The sequence below is a fragment of the Microcystis sp. M061S2 genome, from assembly GCF_020245605.1.
Classification (GTDB): Bacteria; Cyanobacteriota; Cyanobacteriia; order Cyanobacteriales; family Microcystaceae; genus Microcystis.
The window spans coordinates 18,590-37,393 of the sequence record NZ_JADBUP010000045.1 but is presented as its reverse complement, the minus strand read 5'-3'; the positions used below and the strand labels follow the sequence as shown (position 1 = coordinate 37,393).

Sequence of the window (18,804 nt, the reverse complement as noted above, 5' to 3'; positions counted from 1 at the left end):
TGATTAAAAAATGGGACTCTCGCAGGATATAAAAGTTCTTTTAATCGAGGATAATTTAGCCGAAGCTCGATTATTAAAGGAAATTCTTAAGGGTAATGAAAAAAAAGAATTTCATCTGGTTAATGTCTCAAGATTATCCGAGGCTATTTCCCTGTTACAACAAACAAATTTTGATGTAATTTTATTAGATCTAACTTTACCAGATAGTCAGGGTTTGGAATCCTTAGCTCCCCTTTTAATTACGGCTCCGAAATTACCAATCGTGGTTTTAACTAATACTAATGATGATAATTTAGCTTTGGCAGCACTACGTCAGGGAGCGCAGGATTATTTAATTAAAAGAGAAGTAAGTTTAGAAATTTTAACTCGATCGCTATGTTATGCGATCGAGCGAAAACAGATGGAGGAAGCTTTACGAGAATCGAACGAAGCTTTAAAAATGAGCGTGATTGAACGCACTAATCAACTGGAAAAAGCTCAGGAATTAAATCAGTTAAAAACTGAATTTGTTTCCATGTTATCCCACGATTTTCGCAATCCTTTAAATAAAATTTTACTCTCGGCTGGATTATTAGAAGAAAGTCGCGATCGGTTGACAAAAGATCAGCAAGTTAGCTATTTTCGCATGATTCGATCGGCCATTAAAGACATGGATCAATTGCTCACAGAAGTGTTATTAATTGGCCGGGCCGATTCCGGGAGATTATACTGTCAATTTGATCCGGTGGATTTGCTGGATTATTGTCAGAAATTGGTAGAATCTTTTACGGTTAAGCCAGAGCCGCAATTAGCAATTATTTTCCAAATTGAGGGGAGCTTAGAAAGAGGACTTTGGGATATTAATTTAATTAAACATATCTTGACAAATTTACTGGGAAATGCTCTCAAATATTCACCCCAAGGGAACCAGGTAGAATTTAAGATTATTGTCGAATCCGAGCAGGTAGTCTTTAAAATTATCGATCGAGGGATTGGTATTCCCAGCAAAGATCAAGAACATTTATTTAAACCTTTTTATCGCGGTAGCAATGTCGATAATATTCAAGGAACGGGATTAGGATTAGCCATTGTCGGGCGCTGTGTGGAAGCGCACAAAGGACAAATTCACCTAGAAAGTGAGGAAGGAAAAGGCACAAAGATCACGGTAATTTTACCGATTATTACCGACATTGAACACCTAAATTGAGATCAACAATAGGGTGGCACCACAATTTTTTTTCTGCTGCCCCTCTCTCCTCTCCCCTAGGGTTGATTCATAGTAGGGTTGATTCATGAATCAACCCTACCTCTCCCCTCTCCCTTCTCCCCTTCCATCAGATTGATACTAAATCCAGTTATTAAAAACTGATTATCTATTCCCCCTTTTGCCTCTTGCCTCTTGCCTTTTGACTATCCTGATATGTCACCTATACTTAGGGTTTGCTGACAAAGTACGGGCGAAGCATTCGGGCAATAACCTATCGGTGAAACCGTAGATTTTTTATCCGAATGCTTCGCCCCTACAGGACGCGGGCCGATGAAGACGCAAGGTTTTGAAGCACGATTCTCTCAAAATCTTGCACCTGTTTCGCGAGAAAAGCCACAAAACCCTTACCTTGCCTACATTTCACCTTTATTCAGCAAACCCTACTTAACGGATTTAGTATGAGGATCACCCTGAGCGTTCATCCGATCGAGTGATTTTGCGGAAAAGTGTTAAAAAAGATTGCTGTTTGTAAAGACAACTGTTACCGTGGGTTCAAGAGTGCGCTTTGAAGGAGGAAAAATCCCATGCACCCTAACCTATCCATCTATCCCTCGATTGCTTCACTACTTATGTAGGGCATAGATGCACAAATAAAAGATTTCAGAAGCAAAACCAATAAATTTCTGTACTGTTGCTTAAAACAGGAGTTTGATCATGAAATTACAGGGAAAAACAGCCCTAGTCACGGGAGCATCCCGGGGTATCGGACGTGCGATCGCCTTAGAATTAGCCCGACAAGGTTTAAGCAGAATTGTGATTGTTGCCAGAGATCAAGAGCGATTAGAAAAACTAGCCAAAGAAATTGAGTCCCTAGGGGTCATTGCCACACCTTTAGCCCTAGATTTAACCGAAAATGACCTTGTTAGTCCTTCAATTATCCGCGTTTGGCAAGAATGCCGTGGCATTGATATCCTCGTTAACTGTGCCGGTATTGCCCATCAAACCCCCTTTCTACGCTCGCAATTTTCGCAAGTGCAAGCAGAAATATCTTTAAATCTGATGGCCATGTACACAGTTACTCGCTTAATTGCCCGCCGGATGGCAATTAGGGGACAGGGAACGATTGTCAATGTTTCCAGCATGATGGGTAAAATTGCCGCTCCTAGCTTCGCTACCTACTCGGCCACCAAATTTGCCATTTTGGGTTTTAGTCAAGCTCTCAGGTCGGAATTACGGGAACACAACATCAAAGTTGTCACCCTCTTACCCTCTTTAACCGATACGGATATGGTGCGAGAATTGCAGTTATTTCGATGGTTAAAGCCGATGAGCGCCGAAGAAGTCGCCCAAACTCTAATTACCGGGTTAAATAGGCAAAAAACAGAAATTGTCGTCGGTTGGCAAAGTCATCTAGCTCTTTGGTGTCAAAAATTGGCCCCGAAACTGCTTGAGAAAATTGTCGATTTAGCTTCTCCCTTACGCCAAAGCAAAGGAAAGCGAGGATGGCGAGAAGTGTTTAACTAGGGTTTGATTAAATCTATCAGGGTGAGCATGGCTCACCCTAATCACCTTCACCAACAGGCAATTAAACGGCTGTCAGGGTTTTTTCTAGAAGTTGTCGGGGAGCTTGAACCGAACCACGACAGTGGATTTCCGCAGAATTATTGGGACTTTCAATCAGTTTAACTTTATCTAATTCGGCTCCTAATTGGCGGATCGGTTCTTCTAATAGTTGAGCGATATGTAAGGCAATATTTTCGGCGGTGGGAACCACTTCGGCAAAGTAGGGAATATCCTTATTTAAAAAAGCATGATCGAAGGGTTCTACTACCAATTCATCGATCACTTTTTGTAAATCCCCTAGATCCACAATCATACCGGTGCGGGGATCGATTTCTCCCGCCACGGATACTTCTAGGTGATAATTATGGCCATGACCGTTTACCCTGGCGCATTTGCCGTAGATTTCCGAGTTTTGTTCGAGGGTTAATTGCGGTAAAGCCAAACGATGAGCGGCACTAAAATGGGTTTTGACAGTTAAAGTTGCTTCCATATCTTTTCCTTGATATTCTGCCCACAATTCGGGGTGTTCAAATAGTTGAATTTTGACCAATGGTAAATAGGGTGCTAATCTTTGCCAGATAACTCTAGCGATATTTTCTGTGGTGGGTAGGGTTTGCTGAAATTCCGGCCAGACTTGATTGAGATAGGAGTAGTCTAATTGACTGGTTATCTCTCGTTTAATTACCTGTTTCACGGTGGAGAGATTCTCCACCATGCCATAAAGATTGAGTTCTTTGTATACGGAGACGTATAATTCGTAATTGTGACCATGACCGGGAAAACGGCTACCAAGACCAAAACGTCTTTGATTTTCGGCTTCGTCCCATTCTGGTAGATAATAGCGATGGCTGGCTGAAAACCGCGCTCGACGATTGATGATGCAATCCATAAATGTGGGCGATCAATGACTTTGTAAAGTTACGTTAAGAGTAACCCTTTCTAGCATAAACCAGTTTTGTCTCCTCTGGCTTGCGGACCGGGGAAAGTTATCCCTCAATTCCAGCAGGGTGCGATCGCTGTGAGCTTCTAGTCAGAAAATTGGCGTTGCTGAATCAAGGTATTAATGCCAACCGTGCATCGTATCCAAAAGTTAGTTTGGGTCTAGGTTTTAAAAATCCCACAAAAGAAGATTCAAGTCTCAAATCAGCAAGGCCGAAAATCCCTTGACTATCAAACTCCCGATCAAGTATTCTACAAACATACTTCAGACTTCGTTGCACTTCAGCTCTGAATCGGCACTTTGTCAATGCGTAAGTCCTATAATTTATGGTCGAGCAAATACCTCCTATTTATTTTCATCTTCCCGCTTCCCATCGACCCGACCCTTTGCCCGATCACGCCGATCAATTACGAACGGGTCGAGGTTCATTGGCTTGGATTTTACAAACTTATTTGCGATTACGCGAATCGAACTTTCCCTGTGAATTAGTAGATACTATCCCTAAAGAAGGTATTGTAATTGGTCATCGAGAATCGTTAGCTTATGATTTTCAACCCTATCCCAAGTTATTACTGGCTTGTGTTAAAGGGGATCAAAATCCTCAACCCTACGCTCAAATTCATATTGTCCAAAATCGACAGGAATTAACTGCTTCTCAACTTTATATACAATCAATAGCCGAAGATCGCTATCTTTTACCCGGTAAGCGATACTTTTTACCCCATTGGACTCAACCAGGCTTAATTCCTCGTGATCCTCAACGGGGCGATCGGTTTGAAAATGTAGTTTATTTTGGCCTTACTTCCAATTTAGCTCCCCCCTTACGCAAACCGGAATGGCAACGGCAGGTAGATAATTTAGGTTTAAACTGGTGCATTCAAACTAATGATAAGTTTTGGCATGATTATCGTCAAGTAGATGCAATCATCGCTGTTCGTCGTTTCGACTCAAAGGAAACTTATCCTTGGAAACCCGCCACTAAACTCTATAATGCCTGGTTAGCAGCTGTTCCTGCTATTTTAGGAACTGAATCCGCTTTTCAAGCAGAGTACAAAAGTGAGCTAGATTTCTTTACTGCTAATAATGAGAATGATGTTATTTATTATCTCAAAAAATTGCGGGACGACAATTACTTAAGGCAGCAAATAAAATCTCATTATCAAGAAAGGTCGAAAACCGTGACTATTAGCCATCTTGTTCATTGTTGGCATCAGTTTATCTTAAATGAATGTGTTCCCGCCTATAATCAATGGTGTTCCCTTTCTCTCTGGCAACAAGAACAGTTCTTTTTGCGTCGTCGTCTCCTGTTGAAATTGAATCAACTGCAAATGAAAACCCTGAAAATCATCACTCCTCAATAGCCAATGGTTCTCGGTGATTGGGGACAGTAATCTTTGAAGTCCTCTTTTTACCCAGTTTTTGGGGTAGTATTCACTTATCTCTCTTAGATGGCGAGTAGTTGAGTAGTTACTGAGATTGACTTGACACTTTTTCTATAGGTTTTTTTCTGATCGGTTTCAATTATAGATATTTTATCTTGAACGAAAATTACCCTTCCTGTACTAAATCAAGATAACCCAAAGATTCGCCAGTATGCGCATCTAATATTTCTTCGTCATCGATAGGATAAACCATCATTCTTTGACCTTCTCGAATTCGACTAATTTCACCTCTATTCATTACTAATTTATAGTCGTCAATAACTTTGACAACTTTGGCAGGGAAGGTTCCTTTGGGTGATAAAAGGCGAGTTTCTGTGACGTTTTCGGCTCTTCTAGGTTCTGTGTGAGTGTGGTATAATAGTAACACAGAACAGGAGGTGGGTTATCTGGATAAATTTTGAGCAACTCCTCGATTTACCAAATGTCACAGTGGTCAATTATCAAAAAATTGAGCAGACAATTTTCCTAAAGCTCGCCCTTTTAAATGAAACAATTGAATGTCCGAATTGCCATGAAACCTTGGACAGAATCAATCAGACAGAGTATAATCTAGTCAGAGATTTGTCAATATTAGGCAATCGAGTATATTTAGAAGTACCACGCCGCCAGTTTCATTGTCAAAATTGCCAAAAGTATATGAGCGAAAGACTGAGTTTGATGAGATTAAGACAGCATCATACAATCCGCTATGAATCGATGATTTATGAGAGAGTAAAAAATTGTAGTATCGAAGAAATAAGTCGAGAAGAAGGGTTAGGATGGGAAGAAGTTCAGTTAATATTTAATCACTTTGCTAAAGAACTAGAAAAGGAAGAGTGGGAAGCACCAAAACGAATAAGCTTAAAGGATTACCTCATTTATTATGGAAGAATAAAGAGGACTTAAAGGACGAGCAAAAACAACAACTAGAAGTTATCTTGAAAGAACATCTATGCTTGGGAATAGCCGACGAAATGAAAGAAGAAATTAGACAAATTTATCAAGGTTGTAGAACGTTCAAAGGTGCTGAGAGAAAATTGGAAAAATGGATAAGAATAGGCGGAATATTAGATCAAAGTAGTGCCAGTATGATCCAGAAGCATTTGTCGGGTATCTGTAATTACTTTGAAAATCATACAACCAACGGATTAATTGAGGGAATGAATACCAAAATAAAGCTTATTAAAAGAATAAGTTATGGATTTACCAATTTTGAACATCTTCGACTTAAGCTGTTTGCTTGCTTTAATTCATAACAAAAATTAACACACGAAAACCAGAAGATCCCCCTGCTCCCTAGCTTACCTCATCAGCGATTAAAGGTAGCAAAAAAAAGAATTAGATTCGCAGAATGAATCGTACTAAATCTGGTTATTAAAAACTGATTATTTATTCACCCTTTTCCATAAGTGCCTGTTGCATGAGTGCCTCTCCTGATAGGTAGCCTATACTCAAGGGATTTGGTATCATTAAGCCTTGGCGGAGAGTTTTTGGGTCTTCGAGAATCTCTGGATAGTAAAGAGCGAGCATTCTTTGCCAGTGACGGACAGGATCACAACCCCCGGTGACAGAGACAAGACGACCAAAAACGGAATTGTTCAACCCAGTTTCACAGAGACGAAATTTCGCCTCTGTTAGCCGGACTGATAGCCGATTGAATCGCTAATAATTTTCTCGAGGATTTGTGGTCGGAGAATTTTCTTGGTAGGAAAGGCTGCTACCAAACTCGAATTCTTGTCCGTAGGCTTCCTCTCCGTGTTCAGGAACATCTAACCCTTCTGCTTCCGTATTCGGTTTAACCCGCAGCTCCATAAATAAACCAAGAACTTTCAGAATCACAAAAGTACCCACGGCCGCAAAGATATAAGTAGCGGCAACGCCAACAAATTGCGTCCACAGTAACCCCGGATTCCCAAAAAACAAACCATCATTTCCGGCTGAATTAACTGATTTTGTGGCAAAAAGCCCCGTAAGCAGCGCACCTATGGTCCCGCCGACACCATGGACGGGATAGGTATCCAAAGAATCATCAAAGCGCAATTTTGCCCGCAGACTAACCGCAAAAAAACAGGTAAGGGCAGTGATCGAACCAATGAGAATCGCCCCGATCGGCAGCACATAACCGGCAGCGGGAGTAATACCGACTAATCCCCCTAAAAATCCACTAGCAATGCCGATCGCCGTCGGTTTACCGCGTAGAATCCATTCTATAAGCATCCATGTCAAACCACCAGCCGAAGCTGCGATACTGGTATTAACAAAAGCTGTCGTGGCTAGGGAACTAGAGGAAAGCGCGCTACCCCCATTAAAACCAAACCAACCGAACCAGAGTAAACCGATACCCAGAAGAACAAACGGCACATTATGGGGTGCATAGGTTTGGACACCAAAACTACGCCGCGGACCGATCATCCAGGCGGCCACCAGTGCGGAAATCCCAGAACTAATGTGAACAACGGTTCCACCGGCGAAATCCAGCGCCCCAGTGGCTGCTAACCAACCCTTACCCCAAACCCAGTGAGCTAGGGGAGAATAGATAAAGGTGGACCAAAGCAGTAAAAACCAAAAATAGGCTTTAAAGTTAACCCGTTCCACGATCGCCCCTGAAATTAAAGCCGGGGTGATGATGGCGAACATCATCTGATAGACCATAAACACTTGATGGGGAACGGTGGGTGCATAACCGATATTGTCAGGTGCGGCCGCGGTGACACCGTTGAGAAAAATCCAATCCAGACCACCGATAAAAGCTTCGATCCCTTCACCAAAGCCACTTTTACCCGGGGTGACATCAAAAGCAAGACTATAACCCCAAAGCACCCAAGTTACACCAATTACGCCCATGGCCACCAAACTCATCATCATGGTGTTGAGGACGTTACGCGAACGTACTAAACCCCCATAAAAAAAAGCCAGTCCGGGGGTCATTAATAAAACTAAGGCCGACGAGATCAGCATCCAAGCGGTATCTCCAGCACTAATCGGATTGGGGGGAGCGGCGGCGATGGTTTCCGCAAAAACCGGGGCAACTCCGAAATTGAATCCCAGTCCCAGCAAAAGTATGGTTATTCCTACGATCTTTTTCATTGACGGTTGGTGCCTAGTAGCAAGATTAATTTTTTCTGTCCGGAAAGAGACAAAAAACCGAAAGAGAAAAGGTTTAGAAGGTAATTGTAGCCACCGATCGCATCGGGGCGAGGCCTTCTTCCTTTTCTCTTTAACTTTGTCGGGGGTAAATTAATCTATCTTTACAAGGTTTACCCTAACGAGTACTAGGCGTTTCCATGTCAACACTGGAAGCATAATGGCCGCCAGTAACGATATCGGACTCCTTGACGAAACCGCTATAGGCTTCCATTCCGTGTTCACCCACATCCAAACCTTCCATTTCTTCTTCGGGAGTAACACGAATACCGAGGGTAGCCTTGAGGATTGTCCAAACAATACCACTAACAATCACGGTAAATGCCCCTACTGCCACAATTCCGATAATTTGGTTAATAAACAGTTGGAATTGACCGGTGATTAAACCCGCATCTTTGTTGAAGATACCGACGGCTAAAGTTCCAAACACACCACAGACGAGGTGAACGGAAGTCGCACCCACGGGGTCATCAATTTTCAGGTTATCGAAGAAAGCCACCGAGTAAACCACGACTACACCGGCAATTAAACCGATGATTGCCGCCGACCAATAGGATACACCATCACAACCGGCAGTAACGGCTACTAAACCGGCCAGAATACCGTTAATAATCATCGAAAGGTCGGGTTTACCATCTTTGAACCAAGCGGTAAAGGTAGCGGCAATGCCACCCGCAGCCCCGGCGAGGTTAGTGGTGACAGCGATATAGGGTACAGTTTCATTAACCGCTAAAGTAGAACCGGGGTTAAAACCAAACCAGCCAATCCAGAGAATTAAACAACCCAAGGTCGCAATACTCATGTTATGACCGGGTAAGGCATTGGTGCGACCGTTGATATATTTACCCATTCTCGGGCCGAGAATTGCCGCCCCGGTTAAGGCAGACCAACCACCCACCGAGTGAACCACCGTCGAACCGGCGAAGTCTTTAAAACCAAGGTCAGCTAACCAACCGCCACCCCACACCCAGTGACCGGTGATCGGGTACATGATACCGACGATAATTAAGCTAAAAACGAGGAAATCGGTGAATTTAATCCGTTCTGCCACCGCCCCAGATACAATGGTTGCCGCCGTTCCCGCGAAAGCGACTTGGAACAGGAAGAACACTGAGGTGGGCAAAGAGGCAGGCATAACGTAGGTGGCAGGATCGCTACTGCTAAGGAACCAGCCTCCTGTACCGAAAAATTCGTTACTGACAGACCCGAACATCAGGGAGAAACCGATCGCCCAAAATGATATGGTGGAGAGGGCGAAAACGATCAGGTTTTTGGCGAGAACGTTAACGGCGTTTTTCTGGCGACAGAATCCCGTTTCTAGCATCGCAAAACCCGCATTCATAAAGATCACGAGGATGGCGGCAATTAAAACCCAGATGGTATTGAGGGCATTTTGCACATCTTCGGGGGTTAGGGGTTTCGCATCTTGGGCCTGTACGGCCGTGTTCCAAACCACAAAAATAATCGCAGACAAGGGAACACAGGCTAACCAGACAGGGTTAATTTTCGGTAATAAACCGACAAGTTCCCCAGATTTTCGAGCAATTCGTTTCATCGTTAATTCGTTTACTTTGTTGAGTTAGTAGGTCGATTCATTACTTTTGAAAATAATTACCGAGCAATTATGTCCGTTCAACCGCTAAATCCTAGGAACAGAGGTCAATCATTTCAGAAGACCAAACAGCTAGGAATTTATCTTGATGTGTGAGTAGTCAACGTTTTTCGATCTTTGTTTTTTTTTATTTGAGATTTCTGTATTCTTTGATACATTTCATTTTAAAATAATAATAGTAGAGAAGTGATCAGCTTTTTAGCTATCGGTCGTCGGTCGTCAGGAGATTATTTTTATTTATTCTCCCAACTCTGGCGCTGCCATCTGCCCATCTGCCAATTGATAATTCATAATCTATAATTCCCACTGATCACTGATTACTGTTTACTGATCACTGAAAACTCTCCCCTCCTTTGGAGAAATAAACCATGGCCCAAGCAACGGAATTCGATCGCACAATGATGCAAAGATGTCTAACCCTTGCTAGGCAAGCCTTGGGGCGGACTTCTCCTAATCCCTTAGTCGGTTCTGTGATCGTTCAAGAGGGTACAATTATCGGCGAAGGTTTTCACCCAGGGGCCGGACAACCCCATGCAGAAGTTTTCGCCCTGAGACAGGCAGCAGAAAAAGCCCGTGGTGCCACTTTATACGTCAATCTTGAACCCTGTAACCACTATGGACGTACTCCCCCCTGTAGCGAGGCAATTGTGCGAGCAGGCATTAAAAAAGTGGTGGTAGGGATGATCGATCCTAATCCCCTGGTGGCGGGGAAAGGCATTCAAAGACTAGAATCGGCAGGGATCGAGACGCTGGTGGGGGTGGAGGAGTCCGAATGTCGTCAACTCAATCAGGGTTTTATCCATCGCATCACCGCTAAAAAACCCTTCGGTATTCTCAAATATGCCATGACTCTCGATGGCAAAATTGCCGCTACTAGCGGTCATAGCACTTGGATTACTAGCCCCGCTTCTCGCCAAATCGTCCATCAATTGCGATCGGCTTGTGATGCGATTATCGTCGGCGGTAGCACTGTCCGTCAAGATAATCCCCACCTCACCACTCACGGCCTCTCTGATCATAATCCCCTGCGCGTGGTCATGACTCGATCGCTCGATTTACCTCCCTCGGCCCATCTTTGGGATACCAGTCAATTTCCCACGCTTGTTTATACACAAATTGATGCCAATGTCAAGCTTAAGCAACAATTATTAACAAAAGGCGTGGAAGTGATCGAACTCACCGAGGTGACGCCCACTTTAGTGATGGAAAATCTTTATCAGAGGGGATTTTGTCAGGTTTTGTGGGAGTGCGGCGGCGGTTTAAGTGCGGCAGCGATCGCTGAGGGCATGGTACAAAAAATTATCGCTTTTATTGCGCCCAAAATCATCGGGGGAATCCAGGCACCCACTGCCGTGGGTGATTTAGGTTTCCAGTTAATGAGCCAAGCTTTACAGCTAGAAAATGTCACGGTTAATTATCTCAATCCCGATATTTTGATTGAGGGATATCTGCAAAGTAAACAGTAGAGCTACTGCAATTCTGGCTCAATCGGCAAATCTCAAGCAACCGCTTGCAAAAGTCAAAAAGTCATCAATAACTGCGGTAATCTGGCACCTACCCCTAATTTTTGTGATCGAGTTCTAGAAATCGCCCTGCTGCCGTTAAATGCCTTTATCGGTACGGTTATCACCCTAGAAGAAGTTGGGCAATCGCTCTGTGATCAATGGTGCCATTATCGAGCAAAATAAAAAAGTTAGAATAGTCAAACCCTTAGTGATTGAACGTATGACGGTACTCGAAAAAGGTAATATCACGATTCATACCGAGAATATCTTCCCTATTATCAAAAAATCTCTCTACACCGACCATGAAATTTTTCTACGGGAATTGATATCCAATAGTGTTGATGCCATCTCGAAATTAAAAATGGCTTCTTTAGCAGGAGAAGCAAGAGGAGAATTCCCCGAACCAGAAATTAATCTCGCCATCGATAAAGAAAATCGTACCCTATCAATTACCGATAATGGGATCGGGATGACGGGGGAAGAAATCAAGAAATATATTAACCAAGTTGCCTTTTCCAGTGCGGAAGAATTTATCAATAAATACCAAAAATCAGCCAACGATTTAATCGGTCATTTTGGACTAGGTTTCTATTCGGCTTTTATGGTGGCTAAAAAGGTAGAAATTGATACTCTTTCCTATCAGGAAGGTGCTACCCCTGTCCATTGGTGCTGTGATGGTTCTCCAGAGTTTGAACTAACCGATTCTTCCCGCAGCCAAATCGGCACCACTATCACCCTAACTTTAATGGATGAGGAAGGGGAATATTTAGAACCTGCCCGCATTCGCCAGTTAGTCAAAACCTACTCGGATTTTATGCCTGTTCCCATTAAAATTGATGGGGAAGTGATTAATCAACAACGGGCTTTATGGAAAGAATCTCCTCAAAATCTGACGAAAGAAGACTACCTAGAATTCTATCGTTATCTCTATCCTTTCCAAGAAGAACCTTTACTCTGGGTACATCTGAATACCGATTATCCTTTCTTGCTCAATGGCATTCTTTATTTTCCCAAACTAAGACCGGATGTGGATGTCTCAAAAGGACAATTAAAGTTATTCTGTAATCAGGTTTTTGTCAGCGATCATTGCGAAGAAATTATTCCCGATTTCCTGATACCCTTGCGAGGAGTTATCGATAGTCCAGATATTCCTTTAAATGTGTCTCGAAGTGCTTTAACCAAAGATCGCACCGTTCGCCGTATTGCCGATTTTATTGCCAAAAAAATTGCTGATCGCCTCAAATCTCTCTACAACGAAGACGCAAAAGAATATATTCGTTGTTGGGGAGATGTGGGAAACTTTATTAAATTTGGTTCCTTGAAAGAGGATAAATTTAAACAGCAGGTAGAAGATATTTTAATCTATCGCACTACCTACAAACCCCCAGAAACCCCAGTACAAGTGGAAGTGCAAACCGCCGAAGGTGACGCATGGCAAGAAGCAACGGCGAAAACTCCCCTAGAAGCGATCGAACAGGAAGGTTATACTACTCTCAAAGCCTACCTAGAACGCCATAAAGAACGCCACGAAAATCGAGTTTTTTACTGTACCGATCCTCGTAGCCAATCCACCTACGTTGAACTCTACAAAAATCAAGGCTTAGAAATCCTTTTCTTTGATTCTTTCATCGATACTAATTACTTTATTCCTTTCCTAGAAAGAGAATACTCCGATGTGAAATTCACCCGGGTTGATTCTGAATTAGACTCGACGCTGCTCGAACAGGATCAAGCTAGTGAAATTATCGATCCCGCCAGTAATAAAACCCGGGCTGAATTGATCAAAGAAATCTTCGCCAAAGCTCTCGATAATTCCCGCATCAATATCAAAACTGAAGCCTTGAAATCCGATGATCCCCAAGGTACTCCCCCAGCAATTGTCTTACTTCCAGAAGCGATGCGACGCTTACAGGAAATGACGGCAATGATGCAACAAAAAGCCATGGCTTTCCCCGAAGAACATATTCTGATGATTAATACTAATCATCCCCTAATTCAACAGATTGTCCAGATTAGTCAGGGAAGTATTGTTACCGGTAGCGGCGAATCTCCATCGGCGCAATTAGCGAAAATGCTCTGTCAGCACGTTTATGATTTAGCTTTAATCGCTCAAAAAGGATTTGATGCCGAGGGAATGCAAGCTTTTGTGGAACGTTCCAATCGCGTTCTGACTAAGCTAACCGAAAAGATTTAATCTATTGCCAAACTTTAGCTGTTTCGATATGCTAAGAGTGTGTTAATTCACACTCTATTTTTTTAGCCCGATCAATATGATCTAACGATAAGCTATCTTGCCGCCGTCAGCCTTGAATCAGTTAAGTAGTCGTGCAAAATTAATTTCCTAGTGAAGATAGGCAAGAGGCAAGAGGCAAGAGGTGGTTAGATATGTGTAATTAATTTTGCTTAGGTACTTATCAGTTATCAGATGTAAGTTTTCAGTTCACTTATACTGTTTACTGTTTACTGATAACTGTTTACTGATAACTGATAACTGATAACTGATAACTGAAAAATGCGCTTACCCACCCTCAAATATGAGCGAGGAACCTTAATTCTCCATCCACCACCAAAAGGGAAAAAATGGCTAGATTTTGCCACTTGGGATGATCGTATTGAAAGATTTCGCATTTTGGCCATTCATTATCGTCCTCTCGTGGAAACTCTACAGGAGGAGGGCATTAACTTCCAAGATGAAGCAAAAGCTTTCAACAATTTAGAATTAATTGCCAGTTTTGAACGGGAACCCTACCCCCACCAAACTGAAGCGTTAATCGCTTGGAAAAAATCCCAGAGAAGGGGTGTTATCGTCCTTCCCACCGCTGCCGGCAAAACCTATCTTGCCCAATTAGCTCTACAATCGACTCCCCGCAGCACCTTAATTATCGTGCCGACTATTGATTTAATGCACCAGTGGTATGCCCAGATGTTGGCGGCTTTTCCCGATGCCGAGGTGGGATTATTAGGGGGAGGTTCTAAGGATAATAGTGCTATTTTAATCGCCACTTATCAAAGTGCGGCAATTTATTCAGAAACTCTTGGCAATCGTTACGCTTTTTTAATTTTTGATGAATGTCATCATTTACCATCGGATTTCTTTCGGAAAATAGCGGAAGATTCGATCGCGCCCTATCGTTTAGGCTTAACAGCAACACCGGATCGCGGTGATGGTAGTCATCAGGATTTAGATTATCTTATCGGTACAATTGTTTATCAAAAAAGTCCCCAAGACTTGTCAGGAAAAGCCCTAGCCGATCATGAAATAATTCAAATTAAAGTGAAACTATCTGCCAAAGAACAGGAAAAATATCAAGAAGCAATTAAAATTCGCAATGATTTTTTAAGAAAAAATAATCTCAGTTTGTCTGGTTTAGATGGTTGGCAAAATTTTGTTATGATTAGTGCCAGAAGTAGCGAAGGGCGCCGGGCCATGTTAGCGCACCGGGAGTCGAAGGAAATATCCTCTGGAACCCAGGGTAAATTGCGGGTTTTAGCCGAGTTAATCTGTGAACACTATCCGGAACCAATTTTAATTTTTACCAACGATAATGCCACAGTTTACCGCATTTCCGAGAGCTTTTTAATACCTGCCATAACCCATCAAACTCCCGTGAAAGAACGCCATGAAATCCTGACCCGTTTTCGTCAGGGAGAATACAAAATTCTGGTGACTTCCCATGTTCTCAATGAAGGGGTTGATGTGCCGGAAGCGCGCATCGCGATTATTTTATCGGGAACCGGTTCCACCAGGGAATATATTCAGCGTTTAGGACGGGTTTTAAGAAAAGGCCAACAAGAGGATAAACGGGCGATTTTGTATGAAGTGATAGCCGAAAATACCACGGAGGAAAAAACCTCCCAACGACGACGGGGAGAGCAGAAAAATAAAACTAGCTATAAAACCGGTAATCGACAATTGGAATTATTGCCTTCTGCTCCGAAAAAATCTTTTTCTTTCCCGAAAGCTGCCGAATCTTCTACCCCTTGGGTAAGTTCTCCGGAGTCAGAGGAAGAATAGAAAATTTCTCTGGGGGATTTTCCTCTATAATAAAGATAAAAAATCTTAATTGATACCCCTATGACCGAACTTGCCCAACAAAAATGTCAACCTTATCAATCGGGTTCTTCTCCTATCACGGACGAGGAAATTACCGCTTTACAGGCTAAAATTCCCGATTGGAATCTCTTAGAATACGAGGGTATTCCCCGTCTGCAAAAACTCTATAAATTTGCCAATTTTCAAGGGGCAATCGCCTTTACTAATGCCGTGGGAGAAGCGGCGGAAAAAGAAGGCCATCACCCCGCTTTATTGACAGAATGGGGTAAAGTTACCGTTTCTTGGTGGACCCATGACGTGGGGGGATTACATCAAAATGATTTCATCATGGCTGCCCGTACCGATGATATTTATCGCCAACAAAATGCTTAATCGTAGGCGCGAATCATCGCTTGGGTTCCCTGTTTAATTCCCTTGCCTTCGTCCAATTCCGCTACTACTTTAAATAGAGTTTCCGCTAAATCTGTCCCGGGCAGAATTTCCCCGGCTGTCTGGGCAGTTTCTTTAACTAATCGCAAATCTTTTAAAATATGTTCAATCATAAAAGCTGGCTGTAAATCTTGGGCGAGGATTTTTGGTCCCAAATTTTCCAAAGCCCAAGAACCCGCCGCCCCCGTTTTACAGACTTCTATGACTAAATTGGGGTCTAATCCTTGAATTTTTGCCATTTTTAGAGCCTCACACAGCGCCACCATGTGAACCGCCCCCAAGACTTGATTACAGAGTTTTACCGCTTGTCCGTTGCCAATTTCACCACACCAGCGAATAGTTTTGCCCATGGCTTGAAAACAGGGCAAACAAGTCTGAAAATCCGCTTCTTTCCCCCCCACCATAATAGTTAAACTGCCGTTTTTCGCCCCAATATCGCCCCCAGAGACGGGAGCATCGAGAAAACGGAGATTATTTTCCTCTAGCTTTTTACCAATCATCCTAGCGGCTTGAGAGCCAATGGTACTCATATCCACCACCAGAGTTCCCACCGCTGCCGATTCCATGACACCCCCAGGTCCGAAAATTACCGCTTCCACGTCAGGCACATCCCCGACGCAGGTAAAGACAATCTCGGCATCCCTGACGGCGGCGGCAATATTAGAACAAATGTTCGCACCTGCTGCCCCAGCAATGGTTATCCCCGGCGCCTCTGGGGTACGATTCCAAGCATTGACGGCAAAACCTTGACGGACAAGATTAGCCGTCATTGGCGCTCCCATTACTCCTAATCCTAAAAAGGCAATTTTTTGACTCATAATTTTGGTAATCAAGGGAAAGGGAATTATGAATTATGAATTGTGAATTATGAAGTGGGAAGTTTTTTCAGTAAACAGTGAACTGATAACTGATAACTGATAACTGATAACTGTTTTAGGATTCTACCATTTGCAGAAATTGGGCTTCTGAAAGGGTTTTAATGCCTAATTTTTGAGCCTTTTTGAGTTTCTCACCGGGAGCTTTACCGAGGAGAATATAATCAGTATTCGCACTGGGGGAACCGGTAACAGTACCACCGACATTAATAATCAATGATTTCGCTTTCTCGCGACTGATTTTGCTGAAGGTTCCTAGTATAACTACGGTTTTTCCCCTTAGGGGATTTTCTGCGGATTCTTGACTCGTTTGGACTATCTTTGCTGCGGGTTGCACTTCTAAACTTGTATCGGCAACCGTGATTTTTTCTGCTGCTACTACAGGGGTTTCCTTGGCAATCACCGGGGGGGTTTCTGGTTCTGCTACTACCGGAGTTTCACTAATAATTGCTTCCGGTTCATTAGTGGTAATGGGGGCAGTTTGTTTAGAGAAATCGTCTCTTTCTTGTTGTAGGTTTTGAATTTTAACCTCTAAAGCGGCGATTTCTGCTTGCTTAGTTGCTAACTCACCCTCAAACTTAATTTTTGCCTTTTCTAAAGCTTTAGCTGCCGTTTTTTGGACTTCTAAATCTTGAGTTAGTTGGCGATTTTGTTGGCTTAATTCCTCGATATGACGGGAAGTTGTGGTTTCTAATTGGTCTTTTTCGGAACTTAACTGGTGTAGTTGAATCTCTAAATTAGAAATGTTTTCCCGATAGGTTTCTAGCTGTTGGGGTAACTGGGTTAATTTCTCTAATTGCCCTTCTAAATGGACAATTTTTGCCTGAGAATCAGCCAATTGTTGGGGTAACTGGGTTAACTCCTGTAATTGCCCTTCTAAATCAGCAATTTTTGCCTGAGAATCGGCCAATTGTTGGGGGAACTGGGTCAATTCCTGTAATTGCCCTTCTAAATTAGCAATTTTTTCGGCAGCAGTGGTTAATTCTGCCGATAATTCCCCTTTCTGGACTTCTAAAGCTTGTAACTCCAGTTTAGCCGCTTCGAGACGAGCGCCGAGACTGTCCTTTTCGGCGGTTATGGCTGTCACTTGAGCGACGGTTTCTTGGAGTTTTATAGTTAAATTGTCGCATTCTTGGCCCAAAGAGAGCGATCGAGTTTGACTTGCGGCTAAATCTTCGCTGAGAGACTTTTTTTGCTGCTCTAACCCAGTAATTTGACCCTGTAAGCTGGCTATTTCCTGCTGTCCTCGCTCATACTGTTCTGTTTGGTGAGCCAGATTCTGTTCTAAGGTTTGAATTTGACCTTGCCAGCTGGGAATTTGGGCGGCTAAATCGCTTAATTCTTGGTTTTTATGCTCTAAATCGGCCACTTTTGCCCTTAATTCCTCGGCTTTTTCTAGCTCTTGCTGTAAGAGAGCTTTATCCTGTTCTAGGGTCTGAATTTGACTATAGAGAGAGGTGGTCTGTTTTTTAGTCAAATCAAATTGACGGTTAATTTCACCTTTTTGCTGCTCTAAAGTTTGAATCTGTGCCTCTAGGCTAGTAATTTGGGCTTTTTCTCCCTCTAATTGCTCCATCAAACCAGCTTTCTCCGCTTCTATTTCCTTAGCGGTGGTTTTCAGGTGTTCAATTTCACTCTCACCTATCTGGACAGCTTGCTGGAGGGACTGGAGAGAATTTTCTAAATCCGTAGCTTTGTGCTGTAATTGGGCGGAATGTTGTTCTATGTAAATTATTTTGGCGTGCAGCTGCTGATTTTCGTCTTTTAACTCTGATTGCGCCACGTCTAAACCCTTGACTTGAGCAAACAAATCTGAGTTACTTTGCTGTAATTGCGCTTGTGCGGCTAAAAGGGCGGTATTTTTGCTGACGAGACCAGAGCGCGACCAGAGGAATAGTCCTCCGAAAACAGCACTTAAACCTAATCCTTCATAAATTAATTCGTTGAGCATATCTACCCTCCTAGACAAGCGAAAAACAGTCACCTAACCGAACTGATGCGGCAATTTTGGTTATAGACCTACATCTCTACTTATATCAGTTACGGGGTGCATTCGGGGTAAGGGGGGGGAAAAA

13 protein-coding genes and 2 pseudogenes are annotated in these 18,804 nt (G+C 43.0%); 8 read left to right on the top strand and 7 right to left on the bottom strand.

Features of this window, described 5'->3' with window-relative positions; all coding sequences use genetic code 11:
- Positions 1–10: 10 nt before the first annotated feature.
- Together IM475_RS08755 and IM475_RS08750 are read left to right on the top strand one after the other, a co-directional pair.
- On the top strand, positions 11–1,186 hold the full coding sequence (locus IM475_RS08755) for a hybrid sensor histidine kinase/response regulator (protein ID WP_287727310.1): 1,176 nt from the start codon (positions 11–13) through the stop codon (positions 1,184–1,186).
- 714 nt (positions 1,187–1,900) lie between these two features.
- Positions 1,901–2,710, top strand: coding sequence for an SDR family NAD(P)-dependent oxidoreductase (locus IM475_RS08750; protein ID WP_287727309.1), 810 nt, complete (start codon positions 1,901–1,903; stop codon positions 2,708–2,710).
- 61 nt (positions 2,711–2,771) lie between these two features.
- On the opposite strand, the gene IM475_RS08745 is transcribed toward IM475_RS08750, so the two are convergent.
- Positions 2,772–3,638: a 6-pyruvoyl trahydropterin synthase family protein gene (locus tag IM475_RS08745; RefSeq protein ID WP_287657821.1), complete on the bottom strand. Its 867-nt coding sequence runs from the start codon at positions 3,636–3,638 to the stop codon at positions 2,772–2,774.
- Positions 3,639–4,015: 377 nt separating this feature from the next.
- Between IM475_RS08745 and IM475_RS08740 the strand changes: the two genes are divergently transcribed.
- Complete coding sequence (locus tag IM475_RS08740) at positions 4,016–5,050, top strand: hypothetical protein (RefSeq protein WP_287727308.1); 1,035 nt, start codon at positions 4,016–4,018, stop codon at positions 5,048–5,050.
- Between the two features lie 146 nt (positions 5,051–5,196).
- Here IM475_RS08740 and IM475_RS22950 read toward each other — a convergent pair.
- Positions 5,197–5,498, bottom strand: a pseudogene (locus tag IM475_RS22950) (hypothetical protein); the annotation flags it as partial.
- Positions 5,499–5,515: 17 nt separating this feature from the next.
- Here IM475_RS22950 and IM475_RS08730 point away from each other — a divergent pair.
- Positions 5,516–6,366 (top strand): annotated as a pseudogene (locus IM475_RS08730) (transposase).
- A gap of 133 nt (positions 6,367–6,499) precedes the next feature.
- Here the strand turns inward: IM475_RS08730 and IM475_RS08725 are convergent.
- The 3 genes from IM475_RS08725 to IM475_RS08715 form a co-directional block, all read right to left on the bottom strand.
- Complete coding sequence (locus tag IM475_RS08725; protein WP_287727307.1) at positions 6,500–6,712, bottom strand: hypothetical protein; 213 nt, start codon at positions 6,710–6,712, stop codon at positions 6,500–6,502.
- Between the two features lie 60 nt (positions 6,713–6,772).
- The gene (locus IM475_RS08720) at positions 6,773–8,197 is read right to left on the bottom strand and encodes an ammonium transporter (protein WP_287727306.1); all 1,425 of its coding nucleotides are present in this window, start codon (positions 8,195–8,197) and stop codon (positions 6,773–6,775) included.
- 175 nt (positions 8,198–8,372) lie between these two features.
- Positions 8,373–9,809 carry an ammonium transporter gene (locus tag IM475_RS08715; RefSeq protein WP_287727305.1) on the bottom strand — a complete coding sequence of 479 codons (1,437 nt, stop codon included), beginning with the start codon at positions 9,807–9,809 and terminating at the stop codon, positions 8,373–8,375.
- Between the two features lie 425 nt (positions 9,810–10,234).
- Between IM475_RS08715 and ribD the strand changes: the two genes are divergently transcribed.
- The 4 genes from ribD to IM475_RS08695 all read left to right on the top strand — a co-directional run bounded on the left by ribD (position 10,235) and on the right by IM475_RS08695 (position 15,797).
- Positions 10,235–11,332: a bifunctional diaminohydroxyphosphoribosylaminopyrimidine deaminase/5-amino-6-(5-phosphoribosylamino)uracil reductase RibD gene (ribD, locus tag IM475_RS08710; protein ID WP_287727304.1), complete on the top strand. Its 1,098-nt coding sequence runs from the start codon at positions 10,235–10,237 to the stop codon at positions 11,330–11,332.
- 259 nt (positions 11,333–11,591) lie between these two features.
- A complete protein-coding gene (gene htpG, locus IM475_RS08705; protein WP_287727340.1) occupies positions 11,592–13,565 on the top strand; it encodes a molecular chaperone HtpG in 1,974 nt (657 codons plus the stop codon).
- Positions 13,566–13,883: 318 nt separating this feature from the next.
- A complete protein-coding gene (locus IM475_RS08700) occupies positions 13,884–15,386 on the top strand; it encodes a DEAD/DEAH box helicase (protein ID WP_287727303.1) in 1,503 nt (500 codons plus the stop codon).
- A 60-nt stretch (positions 15,387–15,446) separates the two neighbouring features.
- Positions 15,447–15,797: a 4a-hydroxytetrahydrobiopterin dehydratase gene (locus IM475_RS08695; RefSeq protein WP_287727302.1), complete on the top strand. Its 351-nt coding sequence runs from the start codon at positions 15,447–15,449 to the stop codon at positions 15,795–15,797.
- Here IM475_RS08695 and IM475_RS08690 read toward each other — a convergent pair.
- Both IM475_RS08690 and IM475_RS08685 read right to left on the bottom strand, forming a co-directional pair.
- Positions 15,794–16,672, bottom strand: a complete 879-nt coding sequence (locus tag IM475_RS08690; RefSeq protein WP_287727301.1) for an NAD(P)-dependent oxidoreductase — start codon at positions 16,670–16,672, stop codon at positions 15,794–15,796. The genes IM475_RS08695 and IM475_RS08690 overlap by 4 nt on opposite strands.
- Before the next feature lie 115 nt (positions 16,673–16,787).
- The gene (locus IM475_RS08685; protein WP_287727300.1) at positions 16,788–18,680 is read right to left on the bottom strand and encodes a BRCT domain-containing protein; all 1,893 of its coding nucleotides are present in this window, start codon (positions 18,678–18,680) and stop codon (positions 16,788–16,790) included.
- Positions 18,681–18,804 lie beyond the last annotated feature (124 nt).